Genomic DNA, 14,928 nt, shown 5'->3' on the forward strand with positions numbered 1-14,928 from the left:
TGCCGTTCCCCCTCCCGATGAGCAGGACACCTCCGCTGCGGGTTGATAGTTGCGGCAAAACGCAATAATATGTCGCCTTAGCAGAAAGGCCGGACATATTTATGCGCCCACACCGCTTCGATTTTCCGGTCATCACTAACTCGGATTACACCGAGGAATTGTCGTTTCAGGACGGCGCGCAATATCTCGACATCACCGGACATAGTTTTCTCGCTCAGATCCGAGTGACGCCGAATGCGGCCAGCGTCATCGATACGCTGGGCATCGTGGCATCTTCTGCCGCCGAGGGGTTCTATCCGGTCGATCCCGCAAGGGGGTCGCTGCAGGTTCGTATCGCTTGGGAAAGCATCAAGTCGATGTTCGAAGCTGCCTATCCGACCATCCTGATCGGCGACGTGGCAGCGCTTTACTACGATCTTCTCGTAACGCTGCCGTCCGGCGACCAGGAGGCATGGCTTTTCGGCTACCTGATCATTGACAAGGGGATCACCAATGGCTGATCGCGTCATCAATCTTGTAGGGCGCGGGCTGCGCGGCGAGAGCTACGCCGACATCCTGCGCCGCACGGGACTCTTCGGAGTCTTGCCCACCGATGACGACGCGACGGCGCTCGGCAAGTTGAACGCGGATGCCGACGCAGCGAGGCTGGCCGCCGAGCTGGCGCGGGATCAGGCCGCCGACCTCGTGCTGCCGGAGAACATCTTTGTCGACACGACCGTCGCTGCGGCACGCGCGACGGCAGAGGCGGCGGTCGCGGACGGCACCACGTTCAAGGCGGTTGGCTCGACCGAGGGGCTGGCCGAGGTCAGGCAGATGGGCGCGGTTTCGTCCTCGCTGCTCTACACCGAGGTAACAGCCTCGGCGCTCGCCTCTCCTACTGGAGCCGAGAAGATCGGCACGCCGGACGGCACGGCGCAGGTTTCGCTCGATGCCAAGCTGGAGAGGGCGACGACGCTCGCTGGAATGAAGGCAACGCGCTCCGCACTCGACCAAGTGTTGTATGGCGGCGCACTGTGGCAATACGAGACGGGCGATTTTACCGGACTGTCCAACGACCATTCGATCGCCAAGGCCGACGACGCCGCCCTGACCGCTGGCGCCCGGGTGCGCGTGCCGCTGGCTAGCGGCAACCTCTCGCCATCGCGCGCGCGGCAGTTGGTCATGTCGCAAATGTTCCGCATGAACGACCACGCGAACGGTGTCGTCCTGCTCGGGGACAGCATCAGCGTCGGCGCGCACTGTGCGGGCGTAGGCGGAACCGACACGGGAAACGCCTATACCAACGCCTATTCCTGGCTGCTCGCGCGGGCAATCAACGCGGCGTTCGACAGCCACAGTCCCGGGTATCACCCGATGGAACATATCTACCATCCCGTGATACCATCGAAGCAATTGCACGACGTCACCTTTTCATCTGGCGATTGGGGTGCGGTTTCGGCCGATCCTGCCCCCTACGACTACCCCACCGGCAAGATCGGGACCAATGCATCCGAAGTGTGTTGCGGCAAGTCCTACGTAAGCAGCAGCGCGTCTGGAGCTACGATCACCATCGTCGTTCCGCCCATCGCGGAAAGCCTGCGCCTCAAGGTCAGGTTGCAGCCCGGCGGCGGTTCGATGGTGCCGACCGTCAACGGCACGGTGGTCGATCCGACGGTCAATGGCACCTTCTTCATCGGCACCATCGTAACCGACACCGACACGTACAATTTCGGCGCGGGCATCGCGTCCGGTTCGACCCACGATAACATCGACGTCGTCATTCCCATTGAAGACAACGGCAAGGGTGTGTGCACGATCGTGCTGACCAAGACCGCCGACACCGATCCTTTCGAGATCGCAAGCCTGGTCGGATTTACGGAGGCAGACACCGCGCCGACGGACCTATCCCGGCGAATGCGGCTATCGAACCTATCCTATAGCGGCCGGGCGCTTTCGGACATGAGTGAAGCGAACATCATCTATTGCTGCGATGCCGCCTGCCTGATCGTCTCGCTGGGGGTCAACGACTGGTTCAGTTATCTCACCGATAGCGACGACGTTGCGTTCGCCGCCTTCGCGCAGCGGATCGACTGGCTTGTCAAATACGCCCGCCTCTACGGCTGTTTGTTGGTAGTGCAGGACTTCATATGGACCGAGACGCTGGAAAGCAGTCGCACCCGGCGCGAACTCGCCCGGCTCGCGCGTCAGGCCGGGGGAATTTATATCCCCTATGGCGACCAGTTCTACGGCACTGGCGCGCCGCCGGCGGATGGCACGACGCTGAACGCCACGCACCTGATCTGGGCTGACGCGCTGCACCCCTACGCCGATGGACACGAACTGATTTTCGCCACACTGGCAACCGCACTGGGCTTGCCGGTCACAAGCAAGCGGCAGGCGCTGATGTATCACGATTGGGCATTCCCGCTGGAAATCAACAGCGGAGCGGATTTCGAGAACCTCACGCCGTCGGCGATCCGCACGATTTCGACCATCCGGCAAGTAGGGGAAAGCTACGAGCTGCGGCTGAACCTCGCATATACCGGTGGGTCACCCGGCGATCCGATGCCAAGCGCTACTCTGTTCGATGTAATCGACGCGCTTCCCGAGCGTTTCCGCGGTGCGCAGCTCAATCTCATGCCAGTCCGATTTCCCGGCTCCATCAACTACGCGACAGGTGCGGTGAATTGCGCCGTCCTGTTGAATGCGGCCGACGCGGCGGACAACGTGAAGGTCTACGCCAACGACACCATCGCAACCAACATACAGGCGGTGCAGATGCTGCGCCGCGACGCAGTCTAATGCCCACGTCGCAGCAATCGGATGCGTCATGATCGCGCTCGCCATCATCGTCGGCGCGATCCTTACCGCGATACTCGCGCGTTGGGCGTGGGCGGCCGCATGGCGACACCTACTGCGCCTGGTCGACGCGAAGATCGCAGAATGGGGGCTGTGATGCCTGACCAGCAAATCCGCAAGATCATGACCGCCAACGATCCCGCCGACGTGGCGCAGATGGCGCTGATCGAATGCGTGCGCCAGGTGGCCGACAACGGCAAGCAGACGAACAAGCTGCTCGAGGGGATGCAAGCCGAGCTGCGCGACGTGCGCGAGCGGGTGATCCGCATCGAAGCGACCGAGTTCAAGACCGAGCTTGGGCAGGCCAAGCGCGAGATCGACCGGCTGCGCACCGAGGCGAAGGGCGAGCGCGATGCCTTGGCGGTGCGCGTCACGGCGCTCGAATCGAAGGAAAATCAGCGCGCCGGGGTGCGCATCGCCTTCGACGCCATCGTGAAATACGGCCCGGTCTTAGTCGTCGTGCTGGCAGGGGCGTTCATCGTGATGGTGGCGACCGGGAGGTTGACGCTGTGAGCGTCCGCACCGCCCTGCTCGCCCTGCGCCTTGCGGCCGCTCCCAAGGCCGCTGTGCCGCAGTTCGAGCTTGCCAATCCTGCGCCGTTCTTTCGTGTGGTCAAGACGCTCGCCGGCAAGCTGACGCAGCAGCAGGTCGACACGATCAACGGCATCCTCGCCGCCTGCGCAGACTGGCCGCTGTCGTGGACTGCTTACGCGCTGGCGACGGCGTGGCACGAAGCGCGGTTTATCCCGCAGCGCGAGTGGGGCCGGGGCAAGGGGCGCCCCTATGGCAAGCCCGGCGCCCGCATGAAGCCGCGTGCCGGTCTGCCGACCTATGGCGGACAGGTTCCTTATGGCCGGGGGCTGGTGCAGGTGACGTGGGTCGAGAACTACGAATGGCTCGACAAGGCAGCGTCTGGGGCCGGGCTGATGCACCCGGAGCAGCTGCTCGCCGATTTCGACCTGGCGCTGCGCCCCGACATCGCTGCGCTTGCGCTGGTCAAGGGCATGGAGGAAGGCGCGTTCAACCCCAAGGGCAAGGGCATCGCGTTCTACATCCCGCGCGAATTCGCCGGATACGAGGATTTCGTGAAGGCGCGGATTCTCGTCAACCTGCACGACAAGGATCGGTTGATCGCGGGCTACGCGGTGAAGTTCCGCGAGGCGCTGCTCGCCGGGGGCTGGGCGTGACCCGTTCGCAGCGCATCGCCGCCCTGTTCCGCTGGTGCGGCCATCCATTCCGCAGCGTCGCCCGCGCGCTGATGGTGCTGGTCAATCTCACGCCGCGGCAGATGCAGTCGCTCACGACCCTGGCGCTCATCGGCGGGATCATCGCGAACAGCGGGTGGATCTACCTGTACGTGCAAGGCGTGCGGCGGGAAGCGCGCAGCGGTATGCCCTACAGCAGCCCGTTCTTCGCGATCTCCCTCGACGTCGTGCAATGGCTGGCAATCTGCTCCGGCCTGTTCGCGCTCTTCATGTGCCTGATCGCCTTCGGCGCTGACTGGCTGCGGGTCAAATACAAGGATTTCGAAGCCGGCACCGGGCGCGAAGCGGGCAAGGCCGCGCGCGCTGTTGCCGATGCGGCCGACGACAAGGCCGAGCAGATCGAGGGAGAGTCCTGATGCCGTTCAACCCGTTCTCGGCGCTCACGTCCAAGATCTTCGGAGCGGCGGCCATCGCCCTGCTGATCGCACTCGGCGTCGTCATGTGGCGCGCCGATCATATCAGCAAGCAGCGCGACGAGTATCAGCGCCAGGCCATCGAAACCGGCCTCAAGCTGCACGTCTCGAACCAGTCGATTGCCACACTCGAGAAAGCCGTCGCCGATCTCAACGAGCAGGCCGAACAGCGCGCCGCCGCATTTGCCGAGGCGCAGGAACTGGCGAAGAAGCGCGATGCCGAGCTGGCGGCGCAGCGCAAGTCATCGAACGCGAAGATCGCCCGGCTGCGGGCGCTGGCGGAACAGGCCGGCGACGGGACTTGCGAGGCGACCCCGGACCTGCTGCGCGAATTGGAGGGGTTGTGATGCTGGATGCCGCCGAATTTTACCGCCTGCGGGACGGGGTTGTCGAATGCGGCTACGGGGAGGACATTTCGTGGTCTGAGGGCATCAATCCGCCCGCCGATGAATGGGAGTTCGCGCGCGAGGCGATTTTCGTCATCTGCAACAGCGGGATGCGCTTCACCGTGGCGCAAGGAATCTATCATCGAGTCATGACTTCGTTGGCCGATGGCGGTTCGGCGCATGACGCGTTTGGTCACAAAGGCAAGGCGGCAGCGATCGATTTCATCTGGCAGAACGCTCAGCACCTTTTCCAAGGCTATCTGGATGCCAAAGATAAACTCGCCTTCTGCGAAAGCCTGCCGTGGATCGGCGGCATCACAAAATACCACCTCGCGAAGAACTTTGGGGCCGACGTAGCTAAGCCGGATGTGCACCTTCAGCGCCTGGCCGATGCAGAAGGGTGTTCCGCGCAAGAACTATGTGACCGCTTGGCTAAAGCGACGGGTTATCGGGCTGCAACGGTCGACGTGGTGCTTTGGCGGGCGTGCGCCATAGGGCTTCTCAACTCACGGGAGATCGCCCGATGAACCGCCTGCTTGCCCTCCCCGTCCTGCTGCTGACCCTTCCGGCCGCCATGTGCGACACACCCGAACCCGGCATCGAAGTCCGCACCGTGACAAAGGTTGTCGAGGTTCAGAAGCCGTGCCCCGGCACCGTGCCCGTCCGCCCCGCGCCGCTCGGCAAGCTGCCTACCGACCTCGCCGCACTGGCCGCTGCGCTGGGGGCGAAGCTCGCGGAATACGCTGGCGAGGGGCAATACGCGGACCAGGCTCAGGCTTACTTTGAGACCTGCAGTAAGGTTGTGAACGAACCGTGATTCTGCTAGGATTTCTGCGGCTCAGAGAGGTGCGCAAACACCCGCTCTGAGCCTGACCAACACAGCTATTGGAGGTAGCCATGCCAGCTTTGATTGACCTTACGGGATGCCGCTTTGGAAGGCTAGTCGCTGAGCAACGGGCAGGATACGGAAAGCGGCGGGAAATCCTTTATAAATGCCGCTGCGATTGCGGTCGCACAAAAATCATTCAAGGGCGGAATCTGAGCCGTGGTGACACCGCGAGCTGCGGCTGCATTCGCGCGGCGACGGACATTAGGGGCCAACGCTTTGGCACGCTCACGGTAATTAAGCGGGGCCGCCATGCAATCTCAGGTAGAGCGTGTTGGCTCTGCCGGTGCGATTGCGGAAACGAACATGCGGCCACGGGCCCGGACTTGACCAAAGGGAAGGTCAAGAACTGCGGTTGCTCGCCTGCTTGGATCAAGCACGGCCTGACCAACCATCCGCTCTATCGCATCTGGGCGAGCATGAAGGACCGATGCTCGAACACCAACTCCGAAGCCTTCCAATGATATGGCGGTCGCGGAATTTCGGTCTGCGATGCATGGCTGGGCGATCCAGAGGCATTCATTAGGTGGGGTGAGGCCAACGGCTACCGAAAGGGGCTCCAATTGGACCGCCGCAATAACGACGGCGGGTATTCACCTGAGAATTGCCGGTGGGTTACCCCTCAACAGAATGTCGCCAATAGCAGAAAGGCGAAACTGCTCCAATGGAAGGGCCGTCTTAGAACAGAGCGCGAAATCGCTCGCATGGAGGGCATTAATAAGTCGACATTCCATAAGCGGATTAAGTGCCTGGGGCTCTCGGTTGAGGACGCGGTTTCATATAGCCGCTATCCTAAGTAGGTAGCACCTGCCCGCCTGCCGCGTCTGGCGCCTAGAACACCCCCGCCACAAGCGCCGCCAGCCCGAGCAACGAGGCGGCGAGCAGCAGCACGTACTCAATCCTCAGCCGCATGCTCAGCCATCCAGTGGCACCGCGTGCAGCCGATGGCCCGGTTGCCGTCCGCGCTCTCGAACGTCTCGAGCGTGCCATGCTCTCCCTCAAGCCAGCACAGCGGACAGGCGGGCGGCGCATCGGGCACGGACAGGTTGAAGGCCAGCGGCAGGATTTCGTCGCCGATCATCTTGCGTGCGTCGAGGAACGCGACGTAGGCATCCCTGCGCAGGGTGGCGCCCTCGGGGCCGATGCTGCTCTCCGGCCGGTCGTCGAAGCGGCGGTAGAGGGCCTTGAGCCGGTCGTGCTGTTCGCGGGTCATTCCTCGCTCCAACGCACGGTGCAGCCCTCGCCTGCCAGGCGCTTGAGCTCGTTCTCGAGGTCGCGAAAGCCCGACGTGCCGCGCTCCACATTGGCGAGCGAGCGCCGCGATCCTTCGATCTCTGATCCGGTTTCGTCGGTAAGGTAGAGGTAGCCGCGCATGGGCGGTTCATCGCGCGTAGGGGTGATTCGGGCAAGTCAGGCATCTAGCACGGCGGCGAAGAGACCGTCCCGCGCCACCGTAGTGAGGATGTCCGCGAGCAGTTCGGCAGGTGAGCAGCCGCGTTCGGCACACTCCCGTTCGAACGTCTCACGAAGAGAGCCGGTCAGATCGGCTTCGAGGGTTACAGCGAGCACTTCCTCAGTGGGCGCTCCGCTCGCAATGAACTGAGCTTCACTAGCGCAAAACTTGTTTCGAAGCGCCATGTTGTCCTTGTGGAGCTGCGAGAGCGTGACCCTATAGCTGTCGTTGGACCTGCATACGCGCCGGACGTCGTTCGCTCTCTTATGCTCATCGATGCTGTCGAGAAATAGGGCAACATCCCGCGCCTCAGCGACCGCCGCTCTGGCTTTTTCGCTCACCCTTCACCTCCCATCAAAGCGGGGGAGAGCCTTGAGCCCGACCCTCCCCCTACCGCGCGTCCGGGCGACGGGCGCTCCGCTACCGGAACCACTGAGCGCCGATCTCGCGCGGAATCTCGTTCTTGCACCCGCAGCCGCCTCACCAGCGCCACGGCATAGGCATTGCCCGCCTCGGTCAGCCGGAACTCGCCGTCCAGCAGGCCGCGGGATTGGAGGGAGGCGCGCACCGCTTCGAACCTACGCGGCTTCGGTGGCATGGTCAGCCGCGGCCTCAGCCATGTTCGCGCGCACCAGCGCTTCGGCGAGCGGCGGGCAGACAGAATTCCCGCACTTGGCGACCTGCGCCGTCTTGGTGATCGGGGTCCCGTCGACGTCGCGGTCAATGATGTAATCCGGAGGGAAGCCCTGCGCGTTGAACAACTCGCGCGGAGTGAGCATTCGCATGCCGATGTCGACAATGACATATTCCTCGCCCTCGATCGTGACGGTGACGAGGCCGAAGCGGTCCTTCGTGGTGACGCTGTGCAGCGGTTCCTCGAAGCGCGGGTCCTGGTCGGTGCCGTAGTATTTCAGGAGGAACGCGCGGACTTCGCCCATGTGCGTGCCGCCGGCGCTGACAGTGTGGAGCGGTTCCTCGACGCTCTGGCCGTCGCGACAAGTGCCGCGCAGCTTTACGAGGTTGCTGGTGACGAGGCGCTGTGTGCAGCCCTTGGCGACGATGGTCGAGAGCGGCGCGTCCGCAGCTCGGCCGGGAAGCGGTTTGTCACCCTCGGGGCTGCCGTTGGCCTGCTCGATGTGGGCGCAGATGACTGCGTGACGCGGTGCTCCAGCCATTACGGTGTGCAGCGGCTCACGGGGATCGACGCCTTTCCCGTTCTCCGCGAATTTTTGGAGAAGAGCGGCGACGGCGACGTTGTGATCCTTCTTCGACGCCGTGACGGTGTGCAGAGGATCTTCGACGGAGCGGTTGGCACCACCCTGCTGGGCGTAGCTGGCAAAGGGTGCGAGCACTGCATCCACCCGCCCAAGCGGCGCGCTGCCGCCCGGGCGCTTCACGTAGCTGTTCGCCGTCACGGTATGCAGCGGCTCGCCGATGTCATGGCCGGTGGCGCCGGAGCGGAACTTGGTGATGTGCGGCGTCACGAGACAGGCGTCCGCCTTGGTCGTCGTGGTCGGATACGGTTGATCCATTCCGACGGGACCGCTTTGCCCTCTCCGCCCGCCGCAGCCGACGATCACTGCCGGCACCACGAACGGCCTTGGATTGTTCACCACGAACTTCATGATGCCGTGCGCGATGCGGCGCAGGGTCTTCTCGGCCAGCGGCTTCTTGCGTTCGAAGATCGACGGGCAGGGAATCGACCAGTCGATGATCTCGGCAGCGGTGCGCCATGGCTTGCGCTTGCCGCTGCGGACCTCGGCACTGTCGGGTGCGCCGTGCGTCGGCTCGGGCCAGACGATCGGCTGCCCGTCGCAGCGGGCGATCATGAAGAACCGCTTGCGAATCGTCGGCGCGCCGTAGTCGCAGGCCCGCAGCTCGCGGAACTGCAGCTTGTACCCAGCCTTGCGCAGCTCGCGGCACCACTTGTCGAACGTCTCGCCCTTGCGCTCGGGAATCGGCTTGCCCTCGGCGCAGAGTGGGCCCCAGGTGCGGAATTCCTCGACGTTCTCGAGCAGGATAAGCTGCGGCTTCACGCGCTGGGCCCAGAGCACCACCACCCAGGCGAGGTCGCGAATCGACTTCTCGCGCGGCTTGCCGCCCTTGGCCTTGGAGAAGTGCTTGCAGTCGGGCGAGAACCACGCGAGGTCGACGTCCCGCCCCTTCACCACGTCGCGCGGATCGACCTGCCAGATATTGTTGCGAATGTGGACGGTGCCGGGGTGATTGGCCTCGTGCATCCGAATCGCCTGCTCATCGTGGTTGATGGCGATATCGACCGCGCGGCCGAGCGCCGCCTCGATGCCGGTGCTGGCGCCTCCGCCGCCTGCGAAGTTGTCGATTATCAAACCCGGCCCGTTCGGGACTATTCCGGGAATCCCGTCGCCTGTTCCTGCCGTGTTCCGCCGCCCGCTGCCACGAACGCCGGTTTGTTCTTGCCCCGGTTCGGCGGGAAACCTAAGGGCTTCTGCGGTTCGGGGAGTAGCGCAGCCTGGTAGCGCATCTGCTTTGGGAGCAGAGGGTCGCAGGTTCGAATCCTGTCTCCCCGACCAGTTTCGATCTCAGCCGCCGGATTGCAGCGACTGCGCCGTTTCGAGGTGCTTCTTCAGCGTCGGCACGGTGTCCGCCGCCATCCCGGTGACCTCGGGCGCGTCATTGCTGTCGGCTTCCGCCTGATAGGCGGCGATATCGTTCTTATGATCCTTCACCATGCCGGCGACGAACTCGCGATCGAAATCGGCGCCGCTCAGCCCCTGGAGCTTATTGTAGAGTTCGTCGGCCTCGGGCTTGGTCTCGCTGGTCGTCGGCACGCCCATCTTCTGGGCGAGCGCCGTGACCTTGGTCAGGTGGGCCCCATGGTCGTCGGCCAGCATCTTGCCGTAATCCTTGACGCCCTGCGTCGAACCCTTTTCGGCCGCAAGCTGGCCCACGCGCACTTCGCTGTTGTCGCCCTTCATCGCGTCGGTCAGGAACTGCGAGGCGTGATCCCCCGCCATGGGCGCCGACGCATCCGTGGTCATGGCGGCGTCCGGAGCCACCGTGGCGGTGGTTGCTGTATCGTCGGCGTCGTTGTCCGAGCATGCGGCCAGCGACACACTCGCGGCCGCGATGGCTGTCATCATCGATAGTCTGCTGATTTTCATGGTTGGAATCCTGTTTTGCGGTCTTTTCCAACAGCGCCGGCGGCGCAATCTGGTTCCGCACTCATTTTTCGCTTCGGCGCTCGCCGCACCCGATCCGTCGATCACGAGGGGTCGTCCTGGTGCAGCGAGAGCGGCGGCAAAGCCTACCGATCGGCAATATTCCGGTCAGCTTCCGGAAAGGACCGACGCTGCAAAGCGCCATCAGGAGGCCCGATGAGCGGCAAGATCCTGGTGGTCGAGGACGACGAGACGACCGCGGCATTCGTCGCGCGCGGGCTGGCAGAATACGGGTTCACCGTGGATCGGGCAGGCAACGGCCGGGACGGCCTCTTCCTCGCCACCGACGGATCGTACGATGCGATCGTGCTCGACCGGATGCTGCCGGGCATGGACGGGCTGGCGTGCTCGGCGCACTCCGCGCCGCGGCGATCGAAACGCCGGTGATTTTCCTGTCCGCGCTCGGCACGCCCGACGACCGGGTCGATGGGCTCAATGCCGGATCCGACGACTACCTCGCCAAGCCCTTCGCTTTCGCCGAACTCCTTGCTCGACTGCGCCTGATGCTGCGCAAGGCCGCTGGTGGCCAGCGCACGATTACCGAGCTTTCGTGCAACGGGCTGGGGATGAACCTCCTGTCGCGCCGGGTGGTGCGCGAGGGCCGGACCATCGACCTGCAGCCGCGTGAGTTCCGCCTGCTCGAATACCTTATGCGCCATGCCGGCCAGGTCGTGACCCGCACGATGCTGCTCGAAGGCGTGTGGGACTATCACTTCGACCCCGGCACCAACGTGATCGACGTCCACATCAGCCGCCTGCGCAAGAAGATCGACGAGGGCTTTGCCGAACCCCTGCTGCACACCGTGCGCGGTGCCGGCTACCGGCTCGGCGCGGGACTCTAGATGCTCGTCGGCAGCGGCTCGGCGCGGCTCGCTGCGCTGCTCTTCGCGGCCATCTTCCTCCCGACCATGGGTGCGCTCGGGTTCATGCAGCTCGCCAGCGAGCGTACGCTGGCCGAGCAGCGCGCCGCGCTGGTCACCGAACTGCGCGACGAACTCGTGGTGGAATACGATGGTGGCGGCGCGCGGGGCTTGGCTGCAGCGATCAAGGACCGGCTCGATTTCAATCCGCTGGGCGAAGAAGTTATGTCCTATGCAGATGCCGGCGGACGGATCGTCGTCGGCAACCTGAGCACCTGGCCGGCGCTGCCAAGGCGCAAGGAGCGCTGGGAGGAGGTCGAGCTGGTTCGCACAGGCGACAAGGGACCACGGCCGGTCGTCGTGCTCGTTTCCGCGCTGCCCGACGGATCGCACCTCCTCACCGGACATGTCGCCAGCGGCAGCAGCGAACTTGCCGCGGCCAACCGCTGGGCCCTCCTGCTCGCCTTTCTCGTCGCGCTGCCGCTGTCGGTCGGGCTTGCCTACGTGCTGCTGCGGGTGATCGAGCGACGGGCGGCGGCGATCACCCGGATCGCCGAGCGGGTCGGCGCCGGGGACCTGTCGCAGCGCCTTCAGCTCGGCGATGGCGACGATGCGTTCGCCCGGCTCGGCCGCGGCCTCAACGCCATGTTCGAGCGCATCGAGACGCTGGTTTCCGAACTGCGGCTGGTGACCGACGGCCTCGCCCACGACCTGCGCTCGCCGGTGACGCGGCTGCAGGGCGTGATCGAACGCGCCGCGGCCAAGGTCGACGACGATGCGGCCTCGGACGCCTTGGAGAGCGCCCGGCAGGAAGCGGCGCACTTGCAGGCGATGCTGACCGCGGCGCTGCAGATCAGCCGGGCCGAAGCCGGCATTGGCCGCGACCGCTTCACGCCCGTGGAACTGGCAACCGCGCTCAACGATACGGTCGAAATCTACGGGCCGCTGGCCGAGGACAGCGGCGTGGAGCTGGCTGCGACGGCGGAACCCGGCCTCACCATGCCTATGCACCGTGAGCTGCTTGGCCAGGCGCTCGGCAACCTGGTCGAAAATGCCCTGCGCTACGCCGATGGAGCGACGCGCGTCGTGCTCGGCGCTGCGACAGAAGGGTCGGACGTGGTGATCTCGGTCACGGACGATGGGATCGGCATAGCCGCCGACCAGCGAGAGGAGGCCATGCGCCGCTTCGGCCGGCTCGATCCGGCCCGCCAACAGAGCGGCTCGGGCTTGGGCCTGGCGCTGGTCGAAGCCGCAGCGAAGCTGCACGGCGGTCGCCTGGACCTGGCAGATGCCGCGCCGGGCCTGTCAGCGCGCATCGTCCTGCCGCTGCCTTGAGGCCAACAACAGCGCTGCGACGAGGAAGAGAGCGCCCGCGAGTTTCTCGCATGCACGCGGTCCGCTTCCCTTGGGCTGGGGGTGGGGACGGGAGGCCGGAAGAAGCGGACCGCGTACCTGCTGCCGCCCGGTGACGTGCGCAAGGGGTCGCGCGTCGGTCCGGGCGGCACTGCCGGAGGATTTCCGGCAGGATAGGTTACTTGGCCGTCTTGGCGGCCTTGATGGCGTTGTGCTGCTTGGCCTGGCAGGCCTTGAACGCGCTGCCCTTGAGGTTCTTGCAGGCGTCCTTGGCCGGGGTGGTGGTCGCCGGCTTGGAGGGCGTCGAGGCGAATGCGATCGCCGGGCTGACGAGCAGCATGGCGCCGGCAAGCGAAGCGAGCATCTTCTGGGAGGTCATAGGGCATTCTCCAAACTGCGGCCAACCCGGCCGCTGGAGCGTGTGGTAGTCCCACCTGCATTCCGTCCAGCTGGCCGGCCGATTAAATCTCGGTAAGGCGGCGGAAGCCGAGTGACTTGCCCCGTCGGCACTCAGCGCCTATCTGGCCGGCAACTTTCGACACATCGCCAGACATTCCCGAAGGACGACCATGGCCGCCCAGTACGCATACGTCATGAAGAACATGACGAAGACCTTCCCCGGCGCGCCCAAGCCGGTGCTCAGCAACATCAACCTGCAGTTCTACCAGGGTGCCAAGATCGGCATCGTCGGGCCGAACGGCGCGGGCAAGTCGACGCTGATCAAAATCATGGCCGGGATCGACACCGATTTCACCGGCGAGGCCTGGGCAGGCGAAAACATCACCGTCGGCTACCTCGAGCAAGAACCCGAGCTCGACCCGACCAAGACCGTGCTCGAGAACGTCAAGGAAGGCGCCCGCGAGACCGCCGATCTGGTCGACCGCTACAACGCCATCGCCGCCGAGATGGCCGAGCCCGATGCCGACTTCGAGAAACTCGGCGACGAGATGTCCGAGCTGCAGACGAAGATCGACGCGGTCGATGGCTGGACGCTCGACAATCAGCTCGAGATCGCGATGGAGGCGCTGCGCTGCCCGCCGGGCGACATGGGCGTCGAGACGCTGTCCGGCGGCGAGAAGCGCCGCGTCGCGCTGACCCGCCTGCTGATTCAGAAGCCCAGCATCCTGCTGCTCGACGAGCCCACCAACCACCTCGACGCCGAGAGCGTCCAGTGGCTCGAAAACCATCTCAAGGAATACGCCGGCGCGGTGCTGATGATCACTCACGACCGCTACTTCCTCGACAACGTCGTCGGCTGGATTCTCGAACTCGATCGCGGTTCCTACTATCCCTACGAGGGCAATTACTCGACCTATCTGGAAAAGAAGGCCAAGCGGCTAGAGCAGGAAAGCCGCGAGGAAAGCGGCAAGCAGAAGGCCCTCGCCCGGGAACTCGAATGGATCCGGCAGACACCCGCTGCCCGGCAGACCAAGTCCAAGGCGCGTATCCGCAAGTTCGAGGATCTGCAGAACAGCCAGGACAATCGCCAGGTCGGCAAGGCGCAGATCGTCATCCAGGTGCCCGAGCGCTTGGGCGGCAAGGTCATCGAGGCGAAGAACCTGACCAAGGCCTATGGCGACAAGCTGCTGTTCGAGAATCTGTCGTTCATGCTGCCTCCGGGCGGCATCGTCGGCGTGATCGGCCCGAACGGCGCGGGCAAGTCCACTCTGTTCAAGATCATCACCGGCAAGGAACAGCCCGACAGCGGCACGATCGAGATCGGTTCGACGGTGCACCTCGGCTACGTCGACCAGAGCCGCGACCACCTCGATCCCAAGCACAACGTGTGGGAAGAAATCTCCGATGGCCTCGATTACATGAAGGTCAACGGCCAGGACATGAGCACCCGGGCCTATGTCGGGGCGTTCAACTTCAAGGGCGCCGATCAGCAGAAGAACGTCGGCAAGCTCTCGGGCGGCGAACGCAACCGCGTGCACATGGCCAAGATGCTCAAGGAGGGCGGCAACGTGCTGCTGCTCGACGAACCGACCAACGATCTCGACGTCGAAACGCTCGGCGCGCTCGAAGACGCGATCGAGAACTTCGCCGGCTGCGCGGTGGTCATCAGCCACGACCGTTTCTTCCTGGATCGTCTCGCCACCCACATTCTCGCTTTCGAGGGGGACAGCCACGTCGAGTGGTTCGAGGGCAACTTCGAAGCCTACGAAGAGGACAAGCGGCGCAGGCTCGGCGATGCAGCAGATCGGCCGACGCGGCTGGCGTACAAGAAGCTGACGCGGTAATCTTTGCTCTACGGGTCGAAACAGGCGAGCA

The 14,928-nt window shown here is 64.5% G+C and carries 17 protein-coding genes, 1 tRNA gene and 1 pseudogene; 13 read left to right on the forward strand and 6 right to left on the reverse strand.

All coding sequences use genetic code 11. From position 1 onward, the window contains the following. Nucleotides 1-101 precede the first annotated feature (101 nt). From Q7I88_RS13815 to Q7I88_RS13855, 9 genes are read left to right on the forward strand one after another with little or no spacing between them, the layout of a single operon-like run. The gene (locus Q7I88_RS13815; protein ID WP_305096489.1) at nt 102-500 is read left to right on the forward strand and encodes a hypothetical protein; all 399 of its coding nucleotides are present in this window, start codon (nt 102-104) and stop codon (nt 498-500) included. Then, nucleotides 493-2,781: an SGNH/GDSL hydrolase family protein gene (locus tag Q7I88_RS13820; RefSeq protein WP_305096490.1), complete on the forward strand. Its 2,289-nt coding sequence runs from the start codon at nt 493-495 to the stop codon at nt 2,779-2,781. The genes Q7I88_RS13815 and Q7I88_RS13820 overlap by 8 nt, the downstream gene beginning before the upstream one ends. A gap of 28 nt (nt 2,782-2,809) precedes the next feature. After that, nucleotides 2,810-2,935: a hypothetical protein gene (locus Q7I88_RS13825; RefSeq protein WP_305096491.1), complete on the forward strand. Its 126-nt coding sequence runs from the start codon at nt 2,810-2,812 to the stop codon at nt 2,933-2,935. Further along, nucleotides 2,935-3,351, forward strand: a complete 417-nt coding sequence (locus Q7I88_RS13830; RefSeq protein WP_305096492.1) for a hypothetical protein — start codon at nt 2,935-2,937, stop codon at nt 3,349-3,351. The genes Q7I88_RS13825 and Q7I88_RS13830 overlap by 1 nt, the downstream gene beginning before the upstream one ends. Beyond that, entirely contained in the window at nt 3,348-4,025 is a 678-nt protein-coding gene (locus Q7I88_RS13835) for a hypothetical protein (RefSeq protein WP_305096493.1), read from the forward strand. The genes Q7I88_RS13830 and Q7I88_RS13835 overlap by 4 nt, the downstream gene beginning before the upstream one ends. Further along, nucleotides 4,022-4,459, forward strand: a complete 438-nt coding sequence (locus Q7I88_RS13840) for a hypothetical protein (RefSeq protein ID WP_305096494.1) — start codon at nt 4,022-4,024, stop codon at nt 4,457-4,459. The genes Q7I88_RS13835 and Q7I88_RS13840 overlap by 4 nt, the downstream gene beginning before the upstream one ends. Next, nucleotides 4,459-4,863 (forward strand): hypothetical protein, encoded by a 405-nt coding sequence (locus Q7I88_RS13845; protein ID WP_305096495.1) that lies wholly within the window; start codon nt 4,459-4,461, stop codon nt 4,861-4,863. The genes Q7I88_RS13840 and Q7I88_RS13845 overlap by 1 nt, the downstream gene beginning before the upstream one ends. Further along, complete coding sequence (locus tag Q7I88_RS13850; RefSeq protein WP_305096496.1) at nt 4,863-5,429, forward strand: hypothetical protein; 567 nt, start codon at nt 4,863-4,865, stop codon at nt 5,427-5,429. The genes Q7I88_RS13845 and Q7I88_RS13850 overlap by 1 nt, the downstream gene beginning before the upstream one ends. Next, nucleotides 5,426-5,719: a hypothetical protein gene (locus tag Q7I88_RS13855; RefSeq protein ID WP_305096497.1), complete on the forward strand. Its 294-nt coding sequence runs from the start codon at nt 5,426-5,428 to the stop codon at nt 5,717-5,719. The genes Q7I88_RS13850 and Q7I88_RS13855 overlap by 4 nt, the downstream gene beginning before the upstream one ends. Nucleotides 5,720-6,683: 964 nt before the next feature. On the opposite strand, the gene Q7I88_RS13860 is transcribed toward Q7I88_RS13855, so the two are convergent. The 4 genes from Q7I88_RS13860 to Q7I88_RS13875 all read right to left on the reverse strand — a co-directional run bounded on the left by Q7I88_RS13860 (nt 6,684) and on the right by Q7I88_RS13875 (nt 9,589). Then, the gene (locus Q7I88_RS13860) at nt 6,684-7,001 is read right to left on the reverse strand and encodes a hypothetical protein (protein WP_305096498.1); all 318 of its coding nucleotides are present in this window, start codon (nt 6,999-7,001) and stop codon (nt 6,684-6,686) included. Continuing rightward, on the reverse strand, nt 6,998-7,162 hold the full coding sequence (locus tag Q7I88_RS13865) for a hypothetical protein (RefSeq protein WP_305096499.1): 165 nt from the start codon (nt 7,160-7,162) through the stop codon (nt 6,998-7,000). The genes Q7I88_RS13860 and Q7I88_RS13865 overlap by 4 nt, the downstream gene beginning before the upstream one ends. A 36-nt stretch (nt 7,163-7,198) precedes the next feature. After that, nucleotides 7,199-7,582: a hypothetical protein gene (locus tag Q7I88_RS13870; protein ID WP_305096500.1), complete on the reverse strand. Its 384-nt coding sequence runs from the start codon at nt 7,580-7,582 to the stop codon at nt 7,199-7,201. Between the two features lie 237 nt (nt 7,583-7,819). Next, complete coding sequence (locus Q7I88_RS13875) at nt 7,820-9,589, reverse strand: DNA cytosine methyltransferase (protein ID WP_305096501.1); 1,770 nt, start codon at nt 9,587-9,589, stop codon at nt 7,820-7,822. Between the two features lie 127 nt (nt 9,590-9,716). On the opposite strand from Q7I88_RS13875, the gene Q7I88_RS13880 reads away from it, so the two are divergent. Beyond that, nucleotides 9,717-9,793, forward strand: a tRNA-Pro gene (locus Q7I88_RS13880). Between the two features lie 9 nt (nt 9,794-9,802). Here the strand turns inward: Q7I88_RS13880 and Q7I88_RS13885 are convergent. Further along, complete coding sequence (locus tag Q7I88_RS13885) at nt 9,803-10,384, reverse strand: DUF4142 domain-containing protein (RefSeq protein WP_305096502.1); 582 nt, start codon at nt 10,382-10,384, stop codon at nt 9,803-9,805. Between the two features lie 213 nt (nt 10,385-10,597). Here Q7I88_RS13885 and Q7I88_RS13890 point away from each other — a divergent pair. Both Q7I88_RS13890 and Q7I88_RS13895 read left to right on the forward strand, forming a co-directional pair. Beyond that, nucleotides 10,598-11,283: pseudogene (locus Q7I88_RS13890) on the forward strand (winged helix-turn-helix domain-containing protein). Beyond that, complete coding sequence (locus tag Q7I88_RS13895; protein WP_305096503.1) at nt 11,284-12,636, forward strand: sensor histidine kinase; 1,353 nt, start codon at nt 11,284-11,286, stop codon at nt 12,634-12,636. 196 nt (nt 12,637-12,832) lie between these two features. On the opposite strand, the gene Q7I88_RS13900 is transcribed toward Q7I88_RS13895, so the two are convergent. Continuing rightward, the gene (locus Q7I88_RS13900; protein ID WP_305096504.1) at nt 12,833-13,033 is read right to left on the reverse strand and encodes a hypothetical protein; all 201 of its coding nucleotides are present in this window, start codon (nt 13,031-13,033) and stop codon (nt 12,833-12,835) included. A gap of 190 nt (nt 13,034-13,223) precedes the next feature. On the opposite strand from Q7I88_RS13900, the gene ettA reads away from it, so the two are divergent. Then, nucleotides 13,224-14,897, forward strand: a complete 1,674-nt coding sequence (gene ettA / locus Q7I88_RS13905; protein ID WP_305096505.1) for an energy-dependent translational throttle protein EttA — start codon at nt 13,224-13,226, stop codon at nt 14,895-14,897. Nucleotides 14,898-14,928 lie beyond the last annotated feature (31 nt).

The organism is Croceibacterium aestuarii (assembly GCF_030657335.1).
Lineage (GTDB): Bacteria > Pseudomonadota > Alphaproteobacteria > Sphingomonadales > Sphingomonadaceae > Croceibacterium_B > Croceibacterium_B aestuarii.

Excerpts from the sequence above, each read along its gene's own strand:
- Q7I88_RS13815 (WP_305096489.1), top strand. The coding sequence starts at position 102 with ATGCGCCCACACCGCTTCGATTTTCCGGTCATCACTAACTCGGATTAC.
- Q7I88_RS13820 (WP_305096490.1), top strand. The coding sequence starts at position 493 with ATGGCTGATCGCGTCATCAATCTTGTAGGGCGCGGGCTGCGCGGCGAG.
- Q7I88_RS13825 (WP_305096491.1), top strand. The coding sequence starts at position 2,810 with ATGATCGCGCTCGCCATCATCGTCGGCGCGATCCTTACCGCGATACTC.
- Q7I88_RS13830 (WP_305096492.1), top strand. The coding sequence starts at position 2,935 with ATGCCTGACCAGCAAATCCGCAAGATCATGACCGCCAACGATCCCGCC.
- Q7I88_RS13845 (WP_305096495.1), top strand. The coding sequence starts at position 4,459 with ATGCCGTTCAACCCGTTCTCGGCGCTCACGTCCAAGATCTTCGGAGCG.
- Q7I88_RS13850 (WP_305096496.1), top strand. The coding sequence starts at position 4,863 with ATGCTGGATGCCGCCGAATTTTACCGCCTGCGGGACGGGGTTGTCGAA.
- Q7I88_RS13855 (WP_305096497.1), top strand. The coding sequence starts at position 5,426 with ATGAACCGCCTGCTTGCCCTCCCCGTCCTGCTGCTGACCCTTCCGGCC.
- Q7I88_RS13860 (WP_305096498.1), bottom strand. The coding sequence starts at position 7,001 with ATGACCCGCGAACAGCACGACCGGCTCAAGGCCCTCTACCGCCGCTTC.
- Q7I88_RS13865 (WP_305096499.1), bottom strand. The coding sequence starts at position 7,162 with ATGCGCGGCTACCTCTACCTTACCGACGAAACCGGATCAGAGATCGAA.
- Q7I88_RS13885 (WP_305096502.1), bottom strand. The coding sequence starts at position 10,384 with ATGAAAATCAGCAGACTATCGATGATGACAGCCATCGCGGCCGCGAGT.
- Q7I88_RS13895 (WP_305096503.1), top strand. The coding sequence starts at position 11,284 with ATGCTCGTCGGCAGCGGCTCGGCGCGGCTCGCTGCGCTGCTCTTCGCG.
- Q7I88_RS13900 (WP_305096504.1), bottom strand. The coding sequence starts at position 13,033 with ATGACCTCCCAGAAGATGCTCGCTTCGCTTGCCGGCGCCATGCTGCTC.
- ettA (WP_305096505.1), top strand. The coding sequence starts at position 13,224 with ATGGCCGCCCAGTACGCATACGTCATGAAGAACATGACGAAGACCTTC.